This is a genomic window from Mucilaginibacter paludis DSM 18603, from assembly GCF_000166195.2.
Lineage (GTDB): Bacteria > Bacteroidota > Bacteroidia > Sphingobacteriales > Sphingobacteriaceae > Mucilaginibacter > Mucilaginibacter paludis.
Genome location: NZ_CM001403.1, coordinates 2,915,037 through 2,931,059 on the forward strand (window position 1 = coordinate 2,915,037; position 16,023 = coordinate 2,931,059).

At 39.0% G+C, this 16,023-nt stretch carries 19 protein-coding genes and 1 pseudogene; 10 read left to right on the forward strand and 10 right to left on the reverse strand.

All coding sequences use genetic code 11. The features are described 5' to 3' along the window. Positions 1–86 precede the first annotated feature (86 nt). From MUCPA_RS12180 to MUCPA_RS12190, 4 genes are all read right to left on the reverse strand, one after another. Positions 87–338: a hypothetical protein gene (locus MUCPA_RS12180; RefSeq protein ID WP_008506685.1), complete on the reverse strand. Its 252-nt coding sequence runs from the start codon at positions 336–338 to the stop codon at positions 87–89. A gap of 69 nt (positions 339–407) precedes the next feature. Next, a complete protein-coding gene (locus tag MUCPA_RS37700; protein ID WP_157543887.1) occupies positions 408–572 on the reverse strand; it encodes a hypothetical protein in 165 nt (54 codons plus the stop codon). 644 nt (positions 573–1,216) lie between these two features. Then, on the reverse strand, positions 1,217–2,221 hold the full coding sequence (locus MUCPA_RS12185) for a hypothetical protein (protein WP_217220480.1): 1,005 nt from the start codon (positions 2,219–2,221) through the stop codon (positions 1,217–1,219). A gap of 93 nt (positions 2,222–2,314) precedes the next feature. After that, entirely contained in the window at positions 2,315–3,193 is an 879-nt protein-coding gene (locus tag MUCPA_RS12190; protein ID WP_008506689.1) for an RNA polymerase sigma factor, read from the reverse strand. Between the two features lie 160 nt (positions 3,194–3,353). Here MUCPA_RS12190 and MUCPA_RS12195 point away from each other — a divergent pair, with 160 nt between their 5' ends. After that, positions 3,354–3,566, forward strand: a complete 213-nt coding sequence (locus MUCPA_RS12195; protein WP_008506690.1) for a helix-turn-helix transcriptional regulator — start codon at positions 3,354–3,356, stop codon at positions 3,564–3,566. Between the two features lie 884 nt (positions 3,567–4,450). Here the strand turns inward: MUCPA_RS12195 and MUCPA_RS12200 are convergent. Next, positions 4,451–4,894, reverse strand: coding sequence for a hypothetical protein (locus MUCPA_RS12200; protein ID WP_040625877.1), 444 nt, complete (start codon positions 4,892–4,894; stop codon positions 4,451–4,453). Between the two features lie 59 nt (positions 4,895–4,953). Here MUCPA_RS12200 and MUCPA_RS37705 point away from each other — a divergent pair. Beyond that, positions 4,954–6,086 (forward strand): IS630 family transposase gene (locus tag MUCPA_RS37705; RefSeq protein ID WP_233276784.1). Its coding sequence is split into 2 segments (ribosomal slippage): positions 4,954–5,383 and positions 5,383–6,086, totalling 1,134 coding nucleotides; the frame shifts between segments, so codons are not numbered across the junction. 95 nt (positions 6,087–6,181) lie between these two features. On the opposite strand, the gene MUCPA_RS12215 is transcribed toward MUCPA_RS37705, so the two are convergent. Further along, positions 6,182–6,820, reverse strand: a complete 639-nt coding sequence (locus MUCPA_RS12215; RefSeq protein WP_008506693.1) for a hypothetical protein — start codon at positions 6,818–6,820, stop codon at positions 6,182–6,184. 1,097 nt (positions 6,821–7,917) lie between these two features. Then, a complete protein-coding gene (locus MUCPA_RS39530; RefSeq protein WP_394330569.1) occupies positions 7,918–8,103 on the reverse strand; it encodes an Lrp/AsnC family transcriptional regulator in 186 nt (61 codons plus the stop codon). Positions 8,104–8,175: 72 nt separating this feature from the next. On the opposite strand from MUCPA_RS39530, the gene MUCPA_RS12220 reads away from it, so the two are divergent. Next, entirely contained in the window at positions 8,176–8,382 is a 207-nt protein-coding gene (locus MUCPA_RS12220; protein WP_147425556.1) for a hypothetical protein, read from the forward strand. A gap of 106 nt (positions 8,383–8,488) precedes the next feature. On the opposite strand, the gene MUCPA_RS12225 is transcribed toward MUCPA_RS12220, so the two are convergent. Continuing rightward, entirely contained in the window at positions 8,489–9,901 is a 1,413-nt protein-coding gene (locus MUCPA_RS12225; RefSeq protein ID WP_008506697.1) for a DUF6055 domain-containing protein, read from the reverse strand. Positions 9,902–10,340: 439 nt separating this feature from the next. Here MUCPA_RS12225 and MUCPA_RS38665 point away from each other — a divergent pair, with 439 nt between their 5' ends. The 7 genes from MUCPA_RS38665 to MUCPA_RS36070 all read left to right on the forward strand — a co-directional run bounded on the left by MUCPA_RS38665 (position 10,341) and on the right by MUCPA_RS36070 (position 14,515). After that, positions 10,341–11,348 (forward strand): glycoside hydrolase, encoded by a 1,008-nt coding sequence (locus MUCPA_RS38665; RefSeq protein WP_211339648.1) that lies wholly within the window; start codon positions 10,341–10,343, stop codon positions 11,346–11,348. Between the two features lie 56 nt (positions 11,349–11,404). Continuing rightward, complete coding sequence (locus MUCPA_RS12235) at positions 11,405–11,614, forward strand: hypothetical protein (protein WP_008506700.1); 210 nt, start codon at positions 11,405–11,407, stop codon at positions 11,612–11,614. A gap of 264 nt (positions 11,615–11,878) precedes the next feature. Next, positions 11,879–12,214 carry a hypothetical protein gene (locus MUCPA_RS36050; protein ID WP_008506701.1) on the forward strand — a complete coding sequence of 112 codons (336 nt, stop codon included), beginning with the start codon at positions 11,879–11,881 and terminating at the stop codon, positions 12,212–12,214. 59 nt (positions 12,215–12,273) lie between these two features. Further along, positions 12,274–12,687, forward strand: a complete 414-nt coding sequence (locus MUCPA_RS36055) for a DUF5695 domain-containing protein (protein ID WP_050982091.1) — start codon at positions 12,274–12,276, stop codon at positions 12,685–12,687. Between the two features lie 200 nt (positions 12,688–12,887). Next, positions 12,888–13,796, forward strand: a complete 909-nt coding sequence (locus MUCPA_RS36060) for a DUF5695 domain-containing protein (RefSeq protein WP_050982092.1) — start codon at positions 12,888–12,890, stop codon at positions 13,794–13,796. 5 nt (positions 13,797–13,801) lie between these two features. Then, positions 13,802–14,194, forward strand: a complete 393-nt coding sequence (locus tag MUCPA_RS36065) for a hypothetical protein (protein ID WP_050982093.1) — start codon at positions 13,802–13,804, stop codon at positions 14,192–14,194. Between the two features lie 6 nt (positions 14,195–14,200). After that, the gene (locus tag MUCPA_RS36070; RefSeq protein ID WP_050982094.1) at positions 14,201–14,515 is read left to right on the forward strand and encodes a hypothetical protein; all 315 of its coding nucleotides are present in this window, start codon (positions 14,201–14,203) and stop codon (positions 14,513–14,515) included. A 41-nt stretch (positions 14,516–14,556) separates the two neighbouring features. Here MUCPA_RS36070 and MUCPA_RS39535 read toward each other — a convergent pair whose 3' ends face one another. Further along, positions 14,557–14,844, reverse strand: a complete 288-nt coding sequence (locus MUCPA_RS39535) for a DUF6055 domain-containing protein (protein WP_394330570.1) — start codon at positions 14,842–14,844, stop codon at positions 14,557–14,559. Continuing rightward, a pseudogene (locus MUCPA_RS38855) lies at positions 14,775–15,749 on the reverse strand (DUF6055 domain-containing protein). The gene MUCPA_RS39535 and the pseudogene MUCPA_RS38855 overlap by 70 nt, the downstream one beginning before the upstream one ends. Positions 15,750–16,023 lie beyond the last annotated feature (274 nt).

Genomic DNA, 16,023 nt, shown 5'->3' on the forward strand with positions numbered 1-16,023 from the left:
TGTAATTCAAAGCTTACCCGCCGAAAGGCTGGCAAGCGTCAGGGCGGTAACAGCCCTTTTATTCGGAAGATGTTCCGATCAGGAGATCACAATGCTCCTTTTGATAAACGGGTTCGCCAGTAATAACGCCATACCGGCTCATGTTCGCCTCTTTTTCGCTCGCGCTTGATTCGCCTGTACCAAAAGAGCAAATAAACCGTCCACAGTATACCCGCTAACAGGAGATATTGAAAACGATAAGTGGGGAGGCGGATGGCGGCTTCGATTGCTCCCGCAGAGATGATGTTGGTTACCCAAAACCAGGTGAAAATGGCGACTTTTAGGAATCGCTTTTGCATTGTAATAGAATTTAAAATACGTCGATCCTGTAATTACCTATTACAGGATATCATGATCGGAAGACATTCTTAGTATTTAACATGCCGCCTTCTTGTGGCATAGATAACAAACAATGCCCATAAGCCAAGTGCGATAAAAGCATGCGTAACAATGTCTTTGCCTGTGAATATTGCCGACCACATGAACATGGTCGAAGCAAATACTGTAAATAAAAAGAAAAGGAGCGTTTTCATAAACTTTAAATGAATTCCTTAAAATCAGTTAATTGCTGCAAGGGCTAATGTGATTATATCAGGAGTCGTTAAATAAATTGCCAGAATGAATTTTCATACCTTCAATACTTTAATGTGCCATTGCCAGTGACCTGTCCTTGACGGCCTCACTCAGCTGCACCCTGCATGCTTCGTGATGGCGACACAATACAACAATACGGGCTTTTCGTAAAAGCACCTACTCGTTATAGTTATAAATTATTACTATAGGTTATAGGAAATGTCACTTGAGCATGTCTGCGACATTTTTCTAATTCCTATATTTTATAAAATCAACTTGCCAATTAAATACGACAAGCGAGCCGTTGTATGCGCGGGTAAGGTCATCGTAAACTTTCACCGTTACTTAGTGAGGTAAAAAAGCCTCACCCTACGGCTGTACAAGCAGCCTCCAATATTTAATCCTATCTAATAATATGAGTTATAAAATATCACTTCAGTGGTTAAGACATTCGATGAAACCCTATTCATTAGCCCTGCCATTATTGTGGTGAAAACACGATAAGAGGACGCGTTGTAAGCGAGGTTACTAAACTTTAACCCTGCTTAGTGAGGCATTTAAAGATTCACCTTACGGCTGTACAAGCAGCCTCAAATATTTAAAACTATTCAACAATCAGATTTATACCGACTTTTGCCGCTTTAAAAGCAATCTTATCTTTGAATTGACCGTAACTCCAGTTTCTAAGTAGGAACGGCTCGGCTTTAGCAGCTTCCTCTTTCTCTTGCTGATCAGTTAGTATAAGCGTAGCTGCACGGTGTTTTAAACAAAAGTCTATCAGCCGCCTGCTGTATACGTGCAGCTTATGATCTATATAATCTCTTTCCAAATGCAGATAATGTTCCAATGGCTTGCGTTTGCGCTTCCTGCCGTGACCGGAGCGATTACCATTAACTGATGTTTGCACGCGGCTGCGGGCAGTTTGTATGGCAAGTCTCCGGTAAAGAAATTCCTCCTTGGTGCCGATGGAAAAACTCACCCGTCCAACTTTGACCAATAATGGAATTTCAAGAGATAGTGACGCTTCAGCAATCACTTCTTCATTCAATAAATAAGTTTGCTGTTCCTGTACGAAAGTGGCGAGGAGATAAATTTTCTTTTGTTCAATTTTAAGAAAGCTTGTCGCCATCTTAAGATTGGAGGTTATTACTTGTTTAAACAGATCGCGTTTCTCATCAAAGCCATTTCCGAGATAGGTTTTAAACGGTATTCCGAACAAGGTAAAAGTGAAATTACCGGTTTCATTATGTTCGCTGAGTTGCCGGATGCATTCTGCGCTGAAAGGCAGTGTGATGGTTCGTTTAAAATTTTTAATCGAACGCTCGCCCTCATAGTAGAGCGATCTTTCTTTAATAAAGGTGGCAACCAGCTGACTGTTCAGGTTATTGAAAATATTGCTTGGTATCTGTCCTTTAAATTTATTAGTTAGTATTTTGTAGGTTGAATTAGTTCGGGATGAAACCAGCATTCCATCTGAATCCTTATTGTGATCCGTCAATTTAAGCCTTGTACCTTCAGCGAGATAGACCATTTCGGCGATCTGTTCCTGCAAAAAATGATGCGTGTAGATTAAGTTGGCGCATTTAAAGCAGATGTTTTGCCATTTCATCAATTTGCCGATAGATTCATAAACAAAATCCTTGTCGGCGCTATTGATCAATAGCTGAACCTTTCTTGTTATATGCATTGATTTTGCCATAGATCAGGCGCTTATGGGTGTGTATTGTTTGGCGGACTGATTTCGCCATTTGGCGGCGGTTAATTTTTCTTTTTTTTGACAGCTCACCGCTTGCCAGGCTCTTACGTATTCCCTTTGAACGTAGGAAACAGGCAGTTTTAATTCCGTGGCTATTCGCTCAAAACTGTATTTAGAGATTGTTCGCAAATAATAAATTTGCTTTTGATCATGGTTCAAGCCATCAAACTCGTCCGGCCTGTTGATAGAAGTTAGCAAAGGCAGTTGATTTGGCTTATTGTTAGTACCCATCTTTTCCGGCGCTGAAACCAGCATAGTTTTTAATTTCGCCTTACTTTTATCAAGTATCATTGTTACTGTTGTAACCGACAGGTTGTAGCGAAGAGCAATTTGTTTATGGGTTAGGTCGTTTTTAAAATATAACTCAACAACCTCTTTTTCTTTACCATAAAAGATATGCGAAATAGCAGTCCAGGTGGATCGTAAACGATCATTCTGAAGATTATCGTCAACTTCTTCGTCGTTATGGAAAACCGCATTGGGTAATAAAATAGCGTCGTAAGACTCCAATGAATCCAGTTCAATCATCTGGCGATGAAAGCGGGTCGTTTTACTACGGAAATAGGAATGGCAACCCCATTTGATGTTTTGTTTAAGAAAGGCTACAGCATGACCTCTATCAGTGATAGTGTCTTTAAAATTCCATAATTTTAAATATGCATCTTGAACGATGTTTTCAATTGCAAATTCATTTTTTAAAATTTTCAACCCATATGACATCAACTCTTTATTAATAGAATTAATAAATACCGTAACGCTCGTTGAAGTGAGTTGAAAATTCAACTCAGTCATCTCTTCGATCTTGTCAAATGAATAAATGCTCATAAACACTTAATTAAGAAAAGTAAAATTAATTAAAAGTGTATTTAAAAGCAACTATAAAATATAAAAAAGCAATTAAGATGTATAAATAAGCTATTTTATGTAAAAGCCGAGTTCGTAATTGCTGCTTATCTTGCAGTAAATAGTGATAAAAGCAATTAAAATGGCCGAGAAACGCAATTTCAATAGAATAAAAGCGGTATTAGCAGAAAGGGGGAAAACTAACATTTGGTTAGCTGAACAATTGGATCGGAACAAAACGACTGTATCTAAATGGTGTACTAACGACATTCAACCAACCGTTGAATCGCTGTTTGATATTGCGAAAGTATTAGAAGTTGATGTACGAACCCTACTCGTTTCAAGCCTGGACTAGAGTTGTTATAACCCTTAGTAACATATCTCGACCAAACCTGACAAAGTTTTTTTATTTTTTTTAATACAGGTGGTGGCATTTTATAATCGCCAACTGATTATTGATGTTCCAGTAGAATTTTAGATTATATAACAGTATAACCGAGGATCTTCGTAACGGTGAAGCTTTGTAACTGTTGATCGACATCGCGGTGCAACAGCATAACTACCTATCTAATTACTTTAGTTCCAAATATCTTTAGATCTGATTAACAACCTATCGTTATAACTTTATCACTCTGTAGTTTTATAAATCAATATCACTATATTTATATAACCCGTTTTTAAATTCAAATCCTAAGGCATTATCGTTATCGTGGCATAGATATATTGTTTCTACGTTATATTGTTCCATAGTTACATTTCACTTATTCATTTCAAAAACGAACTGGATCGTTTCCCATTGTTGCATTTAATGACTTCCATTGGATTTACTTGATCAACCATAAAAAAAACGAGTTGCGAGTTTTTTCAATTCCCCCGGAGGGCAAGAGACTTTTTGTCTTACAAAAAGACATCTTGCCGTTGAAGAATCAACGGAATTTTTGCTTATGTTTTGGGTAACTCAGCATTTCAATAAAGTGACTCTACCAAATGATTGGAATTATGTCCAATCTGGAGCAAACCTTATAGGATTTGCTTATCTTTCTTGAGTTTGTGGTTATCAAATCAATTTACTGAACATATGCGGATTTTGTGGAAAATGAATGATTTCATTTCCATGGTTCGTTGTTTTGAATCAATAATAGGCGGATTGTTGGGGTAGATTGCAAATGTCGTTGGAGTTGGGGAAGGAAATTAGGGGTCAAACAAGAAGCGGTAAAGCCAACCCTTACCGCTTTAAAACTATGCTAAACTTGGAAGATTTGACGGTAACGTTATTCCTTCTGCTGCCGCAATATCTTTAAATTCCTGTTTCTTCACCATATTTTTGGTAAACAAGTCTTCCAAAGTTTGCGCAAGGAAATATGGATTATACGATTTGGCTAACTCCGTGCATACGAATTCAACTACCTCTTTAGTCAAGGGCATAAATTCTATGTATTGGCGATAGGTGCCAGAAAAGCTGTTAATCTCTTCCCAAACTTTATAGTATTCTCTATTGGGCTCTACAAATAGCTTTTTATATAACTCCTTGTCATATCCATTATCGATCAATGCTTGGCGATCGACCGGGTCATTCACGAATTCCTTTTTGCTTACAAAAAGCGTGATTGCCTCAGCCACCTCCGTATCAGGTATAAGTTTATTACGCAGCATTGACGCAAATATTTTTAAATAATTATTCATAGTGTTAAGTTAAATATAATATGACGTATAAAAGCGTATATTTGTAAAACAAATTACAGATGGTACGTTATACGATAAAACTTACAAAAGAGGAGGTTGGAGAGTTATACTCGATAATCAACAAGGGCTCCCATAGTTCTCAAACATTCCGGACAGCCTATATACTATTGAATTGTGATGAAGGGGAATATGCGGAGAAAATAACAAATGAACAGATCAGCAAAGTCCTGAAAGTAGGGATGCGAACGATAGACCGGGTGAAGAAAAAGTTTATTGAAGAGGGTTTTGAAGGTGTTTTAGATCGTCGCCCCACCAGCCGTGTTTATGAAACAAAATCAGATGGCGATGTAGAAGCGAAGCTGGTTGCCTTGTGTTGCAGCGAGCCGCCTGAGGGGTTTGCTAAATGGTCATTAAGGCTACTCGCCGATAAAATGGTAGAGTTGGAATATGTAGAAAGTATTTCGCATGTAACAGTAAGAAGTGTGCTTAAAAAAACGAACTTAAGCCTTGGAAAGTAAAGGGCTGGGTAATACCACCGGAAAAAAGCAGCGAATTTGTAGCCAATATGGAACGCGTATTGGATGTATACAAAAAACCTTATGATGAGGAATTTCCGGTTGTATGTATGGATGAGTCGCCAAAACAATTGATAGAAGAAGGGCAGCCCTCTCAAGCCATGAAGCCTGGCCAGGAGGCAAGAGTAGATTACGAGTACATAAGGCATGGGGTAGTCAATATATTTATGGCCAACGAGCCTTTGAGGGGCAAGCGCTTTGTAGAAATTACGGCGTTTAAAACCAAAAAGGACTGGGCTTTATTCGTAAAAAGAATAGCAGATGAATGGTACCCGACAGCGAAAAAAATAACTTTAGTAATGGACAATTTTAAAACCCATTCGGCCTCTGCATTTTACGAGACATTTGAACCAGCCGAAGCCAAAAGGCTATGGGATAGGTTTGAGTTTGTTTATACGCCCAAGCATGGAAGCTGGCTCAATATGGCCGAGATAGAATTGCATGTATTGAATGGGCAATGCCTAAACAGGCATATTTCAACAATGCTGAAGATCAATGAAGAGGTAGCGGCATGGCAACACAACAGAAATAATAAGAACAGCAAAATTAACTGGCAGTTCGAAAATAAAGATGCGCGAATAAAACTGAAAAGACTTTATCCGTCATTACACGATTAACATAACACTAGGAGCGATCGTTTTACGTTTTCATCGTTTAGCTTCAGCGCTTGGAAAATGAATTGATTTTGACGTTCGAAAAACCAGTCGCCTGTTTAATCGATTACCGTAAAAGCCTGATTCCAAAATTCATCTAATTTCGAAGTCTCAACTGATGAAGAGATCAGTTCCAATATCGGCATCAACGGTGTCCCAGATGGGGTTTGCGTCGGGTCGTAATAGGAAGTCAACTTTTGTAACAAAGTTGCCATGCCACCTTGTAGCGTGATCTTCGGTAAATTGCTAATCATAAAAGCCCAAAAAGCCTCGATATGTGCGCCAATGATAATATTCTCTTTATTGTGAGCACAATCGTTCCGACGATCCTTCCAATAGGTTAGCTGTTGTCGTAAGCCTTCACTGATGTAAAAGAATGGGTCTTCTGTTTTAGTCTTGCTTGGGCCAGATCCCGTAAATTCCTCTTTTTTCTGCAACGCGGAATTTATTTCGGCCTCCCATTTGTCTTCGTTTTGAAGCAGAGTACGCTTCTCGTTCCATTTATGAAGTGGCAACATTGCCGGCCGGTCCCCGTTCATAACGCGGTCTTTTATAATCATTAGAAAGCCCAAATAAGACATAAGCATTGATGCTCTGTAAGCACCCGATTTATAACAGGTGATCGCGTCCGCAAGTAATGGTTCGGCGGTCAGCGGCAGCGTTTGCGTGTCCAGCCATTTTTCGATGATAAGTTTCATGGTTTTAAAGTTTCTGCAAGATACGAGATATTAAAAATCATTTTTCGACATTACTAACTTTCTCGTCGTTTACTGCATTGCCGGCACCCAGTACTCGAAATGTAGATCTATATCATAACCTGATTCCGAAGGAGAATCGAGCCACTTTAAACCACATTCAATTCATTCAAAATTTTTAATTGTTCTACCATTTGGTCCGAATTATGTCCATTCTGGGGAGCACTGAAAATCAATGATTTAACCCAACTCTGGCGAGTTGGGTTTTTTTATTCGCAGAAAATTTGCAGAATAACTTCGCAAAATATCCATCACTCTTATTTTGCGGTACTTTGTCATTAAGCCTGATTACGCACATCTGGAGTGCTGCCAAACGCCGAATGTGCACCTTTGCATGCCAGAATTTAGAGTGTTGCAATGTTTTATAAATTCGATTTGAGTATTACTTTAACACTCTATTAACTCACCCTGGGGCCATAAAACGGTGATCGGTCAATGATATTTAGTACGTCCTAATGCCTACGAAAAAACTTTTCATGATTACGACAATCGGGAACAACATTTCCTTAGCAATTAATCTGCAAAATATTTTAATAGTATATTAAATCGCACAAATTGGCCAATTTTAAAATGACCACCTTTAGTGCTTAAATTCAGATCTTAGGTGGAAGAAAGTAAATTGGCAAAGAGGGGTCAACGCAATCAGTTTTTCTAAAACGTTCTTAAAACGTTCTTGGACTTTAGCAAGTTCGGCCAATTGTAGCGGGATATGCTCTCAATCTAACGCCATCAGATCTATAAAAACCATGTCCTTTAAAACCCTTAAATAACATCGCTAGGAAAAGCTATCATCAAAGTACGAGCCGTTTAATATTCGCCTACCAATCCGAAGTCCTTGCCCGGGCTGGTGGTTTCTAATACGGCTCGTTACACAATAGGCACGGGACTTCTATGATAACTGGGGCGGCTCTACTTTCAGTAACAGGTTTGATATTTCTATTCGCATAGGAAGATTCCCTGCATCTTTTCGCCCTTTAATAATGATAACGTTGTTTTCAATCTCTATTTTTTTATATTATAAAAGGTAAGCGGTATCGCTTTTAGCTTATGACAAGACACAAGGAACTTTGTACCGTAGTAATGTACGGCAGTTTAGCTAGCTTGGTACTAAAAAACTCACTATACTCTTCCATATGACGTGTGGCAATGCGCAATAGGAAGTCGCTGCAACCCGTCATTTGGAAACACTCCATTACCCCCGGAATTGTGATACCACCGTAATAAATATTTGAAGTGTATTATCAGCATGATCGTTCAATATGACCTGGCTAAGACGAACAGGCTTTTGTTGATTTTTTTTGCGATCCAGAATAGCTACCATCCGTTTGATATATCCCGGTATTTTAATTGCTATCATTGTATCTGAAGTTGTTGAAAATCTTCGTATTAACGGAAAATTGATAACCGATAAAATGCGCGGTATGCCGACATGGTATAAAATATCAGATTTGGCAGGTATGGAGAATGTATCTGCCATTAAAAAGAAGGGCGCACTAAAAGAATAACCTATTATATATTGATGATCCTTGTTTAATTTTCTTAAATATTTCCGAACGCTACGGATACTCATAAAATGTACCTGCAGCGTTCGGGAATTTTTCTAATTTGGAATTATTTTATAACAGAATCATCAAGTGTGGTCCCTGTTAATTTAACCTGATAAGGCCATTCTTCATCATTTGAAGCATTCCCATCATTTAAATGCTCCCAATGTTGTGTTGGGGCACCGGTTACGACAAGCCACAGGTAGGTGGTATTGGCCGGTACTACAAAGCTGGCAGTACCGGTTGAACTTGAATTTACGCTTCCGTAAACGCGGGTGCCGTCTTTTTTATAGGCTACAAATCCATATCGCCACCCCGCTTTATCAATATTGATAGCCCTGTAACCTGTAGCGCCTGCAATTCCCTGAAACTGGAGTGTTACAGTGGTCCCTGAAGCTGGAACTTTTAATTTAATTCCATTATAACCGTAATTTTGTGGACAGTTGCTTTCTGCTATTTGGTACCAGCCATTTCCGGCGCTGTTTAAGGTTGCAAGATGTTGGTTTGCATAAGGTTTTGCGGCTTGCGCAATACGGGCCAAATCCCAGGTTATAAATTTTCGGTCAGCATCAAACATCTCGTCATTAAACTGCGATTGGCTTAATCCGGTTAATCTCTTATAGGTCATGACCGCATCCTCTCCCTGGGTCGCATTTCGCCATATTTTTCCTACAAAGTCCCTGCCACGTTTATTAGACCAGTACTCTAAAACATATGGAGAATGATATTGATTGTCCTCGTGCAAAAAGGAGAGGTGGGTTTGATGCATAAAACTTACCAGGTGATAGTTTTCGAAGGTCATCCATCCCAAATATACTTGGAACAACATGTACTGGGATGTCATTTCAAAAATAGTTTGACTATTGCTTCCTGCCGGCGTGGAGTTAAATCCCCAGGCACCATCCGCATGAACCATATATTGAAATGAATGGCCGAGTTCATGTGCCAAAGCTCCGTAAGGAGTAGTATTAATTCGTAAAGCAGGCGACCATAATACGCCAACTTTATTGTCAACGCCACCACCGTAAGCGCTACCATCGGTAGTGCTGTAAAATATATATGTCAACATTTTGTATTGGTCAGTCAGTGATTGTCCTTTTTGTACAAATTTCAGTGTATCTCGGTAACAGGTGTAAAATCTTTCTAATTCTGTTATCGATGTGTTTGGATTGAATCTTTGGGTAGCGTCCTGATTGACGGTAGGATCGTTTCCGTATTCTTTGGCCCAGAACATAGCTACATCACTTGATTCAGATTTTCGGAAATTGCTGAATTCACTGTTATTATTACTGTAATCGTTGTTTGCCGGCACAAGCCAAACATTAGCAGGATAATAAATAGTTTTTGCAGCATTTAATTCTTTTTTCGCCGTGTCTGATACTTTAAGCGATTCGACATCAGTAGCGGAGCGTTTGCATGCCACTATAACGGTGATCGATGCCATAGCAACGAGGGGTACAAAATACTTGGTGTATATCATATTGGTATTTAATTGGTTACTTTTGGGTAGGCCATGTCTAATTGCCTAATAAACAAATTTAAGAACCATATGCTGAGATGTTTTGGAGATATTAACAAATTATAACAATATATTAGCCACATCGATGTCAATACTGATACGATTTGGCTTATTGTATTATTCTCAACTCCTACCGTGCTTTTCGACATCTGAGTAAATCAATGTAGATTCAAATATTAGATAGCCTATTATTTCCAGCGACAAGATACCGCCCTGTCTTTCCAAAATAATCAAGAATGTTGGTAAATCAACCACGAATCAGCAGAGAATTGATCATCATTATTTTCTGAAACAATGGATACCTTTCTGTCAACATCGAGATACAGCACATCGTTTTCGGACCGTTGGGTTTCTAATAAACTCAGGTGCGCATGAATTATGAGATAAGATATAGTTACAATTGGAAAATATCTATTTAAAAATCCATTTTTTTATTAAGAATTTTATTTTTCTAAAACTGTTAAAATTAATGATGCATATGTTTTGTATAAAAAGATTAATTCCTTTAAAACTTAAACAGCTTTCAGTTGGGCTGATCGTCCTTCTTTTGTCCCAGGTTTATTGTATTGCGCAGGATAAAACTACCGGCCAGCCTTTAATAATTAGTTTCGATAGGGCTATAGTTAATTCACCACCTGTAAGCTACGGCTTTAACCCCTTCTATAAAAAATATGCTGACGCTTTCGGAATCCCAATTATTTCATCAGAGAAGGTATCTGATGATGCGCTGTTGATTGCTCGGGATATCATCAACTATATGCTGTTAAAACGGCCCGACATCCGTGCTGGAATGATTAAACTTGGTGCGAGATTATCTATTATTGGAAAGTCGGAAATGCAAACCGATCTTCCAGAATGCCATGATTGGAAGAAACCCACTTATGATGATGGCCGGTTGACTCCAGGAGAAAGAGAAAATTATTACAAACCAGGCGGGATTGCAAGTATGACGGATCACGGATATTGGGATCAACGGGCGAGAGGAATGGGCGGGATACAAACATCTTGTGCAGAAGAGAATTTGCTTGGGTATCCAGGCACCCGCTATTTTGGCGAAAATATTATGGTTCATGAATTCAGCCACAATATCATGGCCGTGTTAGAAACGATAGATGCAGACATGATCAAACAAATTAACGCCGCTTATGAAAATGCTAAGGACAAGGGCCTTTATAAAGGGCAATATGCCATTAACACAGTTGCAGAATACTGGGCAGAAGGTACGCAGTGGTGGTTTTGGTCTAATATTGAATTCTACGATGGAGGTATGCGTATCCAGTCTCCAGACGACCTGAAAGCTTATGATCCTGTATTGTATAATATTCTTGATAAAGTTTATGCAGGCCATCATATTCCTGGTGATGTATATTATGGAAAGAATTTGAATAACAATACATCCAAAAGGTAATATTTCAGTCCATTATTAAAAAAAACAATGATTTACAAACTAAACATATAAAGTTTATGGCTTATTACTATGTAACAATAATATTGACTCTTATAGGTTATTTTATTGCCTTCCTCGTAGGTATTTTAATGATAAGAGCGCTATTTATTGTTCCCCAATTTTTACGCATTAAAAAAGCTAAATTGAAAATACTATCTGAAATGGCTATTCAAAATGGGGTTGAGCCGGATAAAATAATGGATATAATAAATGAGGCTGATTTATAGCGGTGTGAATTTAAGTACCATTGCCTTTTTAATTTATATTTATTGATTTACTGTAGATTTTAGTTCTATAGGTTGCAATGCCTGTTACCAAACTCTTAAGCATTACGCAATATACCTTCATACTTTGCCCATGCGTAGAATTTATCTTCTTTTTTTAACACTTTCAATAGCTTTACACACATGGGTAATGGCCCAAAAATCAGATACGCTCAATATCTCGAATCAGGCATTTGACGTTAGCTTTCTGGCTCTGGTATCTCGGTTATGTTTAAACATCACGATAGCTTTAAAACAAACTATGTGGGTCATGATCGAAAATTTACTGACTTATTGATACGTTATAAGGATAAAACAGGGCATATTGATTCACTGACGGGAGCCGGCGGCGAATCAGAATTTATACAGGATAATATACTTAAAGGCAGTTGGCATCCCCAGACCAAATCGCGGTTGTTACAATTGTCGCAAGCCTATCAATTGACTTCAGAAGCACTTTACTGGAAGTCTTCTATCAAGAATATACAGGATGTAACTATCAATTTACAGGATGTTGCTATCCCTATAGCCTATAACAACCAGGGAGGCGAAAATTCAAGGTAGATATTTGAAGAACATGTAATAAAACATCATTTTATTTCTGGAAATAACTCTTTCCTTTTTTGGGAAAGGCCGACGGGAAAAGGTACTTACCTTGTTATGATACCTTTGCCTGGAACCAACTGGAATATTTTGACACTAACAGTGATGGTGATTTTAAAACTTATATCCACGCCAGGTATACATCATCCACAAAACCAGGAGGTACCTGGCGGCAACCAATTAGTTCGGCAGCTATTTTGCCGGGTGCTACGGTTAACTATGGATTTAAATTCAGGTGGGCGGCCAATTATCAGGGGATAAGGGATATCCTAATTCAGGAAGGAATGGTAGACATACAGGTTTTGCCTGGCATGACTATACCAACCGATTTAACGGTTGAATTATTGCTAAGCACTAAAAGGGAAATAAAAAAGGTTGAAGCAGAATTTCCAGGTACGACTATTATAAAGCGGGTTAGCCATCACGCTCGTTAAAATTTTTATGATATCCGTTTTTCACACCTGGGTGAAAACAGGATATCCATAACTCATGGTGCAAATTATCATACCTACCTGGAGTTCTTTGTTACCGAACCGTTGGAAACTTTATATAAAAAGCGGCCGGCTTTTTGGTAAGCCACCAGCAGCATCTTGATTCATCAAAATGGTATAATGGCTTATTTTCTGTTTGGGATATGAAAAATCAGGTTCTCCGCGGACCGGATAACGGGGACAGCTTTACGGGGTCGTTAGCTTACGTATTGGCATCAGATGATCCGACGCTGGGTAAAGCACCTTTTCTGACCGCTAAAAATGTGTTTTATCCAAATCAAAAAGAAATAGATGCTGTAGAATATTACATTAAAAATTTTGTTTGGGGTAAGCTACAAAAAACGGATACCGAAAGTCCGCATCCTTACGGCGTTTATGCAACTCCAGACTGGCATGTAGACAGGGACTCTATATTACGCAAGAAGATCTCAAAAACTAACCTGGACAAAGATCATGTTTGGAGGTCATATGATTACCCGCATATTATCATGCTTTATTATAACATGTATCAACTGGCAAAAAGGTATCCTGGCATGGTTCATTATTTGGATGCCACGGCGTATTTAAAACGGGCCAAAGAAACAGCCAAAGCATATTTTACTTATCCTTACGAAATTTTACCCTGGTATGAAACCTATAAGTGGGGCTGCTATAACGAAGTTGTGTTGATAGATTTAATGGCGACTTTGCGAAAAGAAGGTTTTAATGACGATGCTGATTGGTTAAAAGGCGAGTGGGAGAAAAAAGTAAAGTACTTTTTGTATGATGATCCCTATCCGTTTCGATCCGAGTATGCTGTTGATGCCACGGCTTATGAATCAACACATGCCATAGCCCGTTATGCCGTACCCAATAAGCTTAAAGCCGATAGTAATTTGTGGTATGATAAGAACCTCAAAAGTGGTATTCTCATGCTCATATCAGCGCTGGAGATGGCCGGAAGTTTATGGACAGGGAAATTGCAGCCAACATGGCTTCAAGAGGATGGCTTGAAACTGCGTATTATTACCTGGGCAGCGATTTTAGGGGTAAAAGTGATTCCTTCACGCTAACTTATATGGCGCCAATGGGAGGCTGGGGGATATTGGATTATGGTTTAAACTTCGCCAGGCATCCCAGCGATTTTATACGCTTGGGTTATGCATCCTACCTGTCTTCGTTTGCGCTGATGAATACCGGAAATAAAAATAGTAATTATGGTTTTTGGTACCCAAGCAAGGAAAATGACGGCGCCTCGGGTTGGGCATTTGAGCCGCAGCAATATACAAGAAACTGGATAAACAAAAACCAGGGCAGGGGGCCATGGTTTTATGATGGAGAAGCAGATATAGGATATGGCGGAGCTACAAGGATGGCTGCTACGGTGATCACTAATGACGATATTTTTGGCCTTGTGGCTTACGGTGGAAATTTAAAGCGGGATGGAAACAAGCTTAAAGTGATACCATGAGATGGCTTGGGCAGCAGGTTTTATTACCGTGCTTTCGGACAGAAAATAGACATAGAACTATCTTCAGACGGTTTTTTAGAAAGCGTTCCTGTTGTAATTGACAGATATGGAAAAAATATAGCCTTTTCCATAACCTCTCGGATTCCGGAACCACATAATGTTGATGTTTTGTTTGAAGGAATAAAAGGTGGTTATAAACTTATCCTAAATGGTAAGTTATTGTTTAAGAGTAAAGGTGCGGCTGATGGATCAGTAAATGTTAAGCTGCCGATTGGCTGTGAAAAAAACTCCGTTATTTTAAAGCGGATAAAGGCCGGTTAAATAACGATGCACGCAGCTAATATTTTTTTGCTAACCTGAAATCATTTGATCACAGCATCATCAAGTGAGGTTCCAGTTAATTTAACTTGATATGGCCATTCTTCATCATTTGAAGCGTTGCCGTCATTTAAATGCTTCCAATGTTGCGTTGGAGCACCGGTTACAATAAGCCACAGGTAGGTTGTATTGGCAGGAACCACAAAGCTGGTGGTCCCGGTTGAACTGGAATTTACGCTTCCGTAAACGCGGGTACCGTCCTTTAACCTGTAGCGCCTGCAATTCCCTGAAACTGGAGTGTTACAGTGGTTCCCGAAGCTGGAACTTTTAATTTAATTCCATTATAACCGTAGTTTTGCGGACAGTTGCTTTCTGCTATTTTGTACCAGCCATTTCCAGCGTTGTTTAAAGTTGCAAGATGTTGATTTGCATAAGGTTTTGCGGCTCGCGCAATACGGGCCAAATCCCAGGTTATAAATTTTCGGTCAGCATCAAACATCTCGTCATTAAACTGCGATTGGCTTAATCCGGTTAATCTCTTATAGGTCATCACCGCATCCTCTCCCTGGGTCGCATTTCGCCATATTTTTCCTACAAAGTCCCTGCCACGTTTATTAGACCAGTACTCTAAAACATATGGAGAATGATATTGATTGTCCTCGTGCAAAAAGGAGAGGTGGGTTTGATGCATAAAACTTACCATGTGATAGTTTTCGAAGGTCATCCATCCCAAATATACTTGGAACAACATGTACTGGGATGTCATTTCAAAAATAGTTTGACTATTGCTTCCTGCCGGCGTGGAGGTAAATCCCCAGGCACCATCCGCATGAACCATATATTAAAATGAATGGCCGAGTTCATGTGCCAAAGCTCCGTAACGAGTAGCGTTAATCCGTACTGCGGGGGGCCACAAGACGCCAATTTTATTATCGACTCCACCACCATAGGCAGTGCCGTCGGTAGTGCTGTAAAATACGTACGTTAACATTTTATATTGATCAGTCAACGATTGTCCTTTTTGTACAAATTTTAGGGTGTCACGATAACAGGTATAAAATCTTTCTAATCCTGTTATCGAAGTGTTGGGATTGAACCTCTGGGAAGCGTCCTGATTAATTGTGGCATCATTTCCATACTCTTTGCCCCAAAACATGGCCACATCATTTGATTCCGATTTATGAAAATTGCTGAATTCACTATTTTTGTTACTGTAATCATTATTGTCGGCAACCATCCAGACATTGGCAGGATAATAGATGGTTTTGGCGGGCGTACTTATTTCTTTTTCATTCGTGATTGGATATTTGTAGTGACTCGCGTTCAATTGAAGAACGTTTGAATGCCAATAATGCTCCAATTGACGTTATGGCAATGAGAATTACCAAATACTTAATTTTCATAAGATTAGTTTTAATAGGTTGCTAATTAGGAGTTATAAAGGCTAAAATCATTGGCCCAATGCCCGGTAACCATTGAATTTTTAAGTTTAAAAAAATATCCCGTTAAAA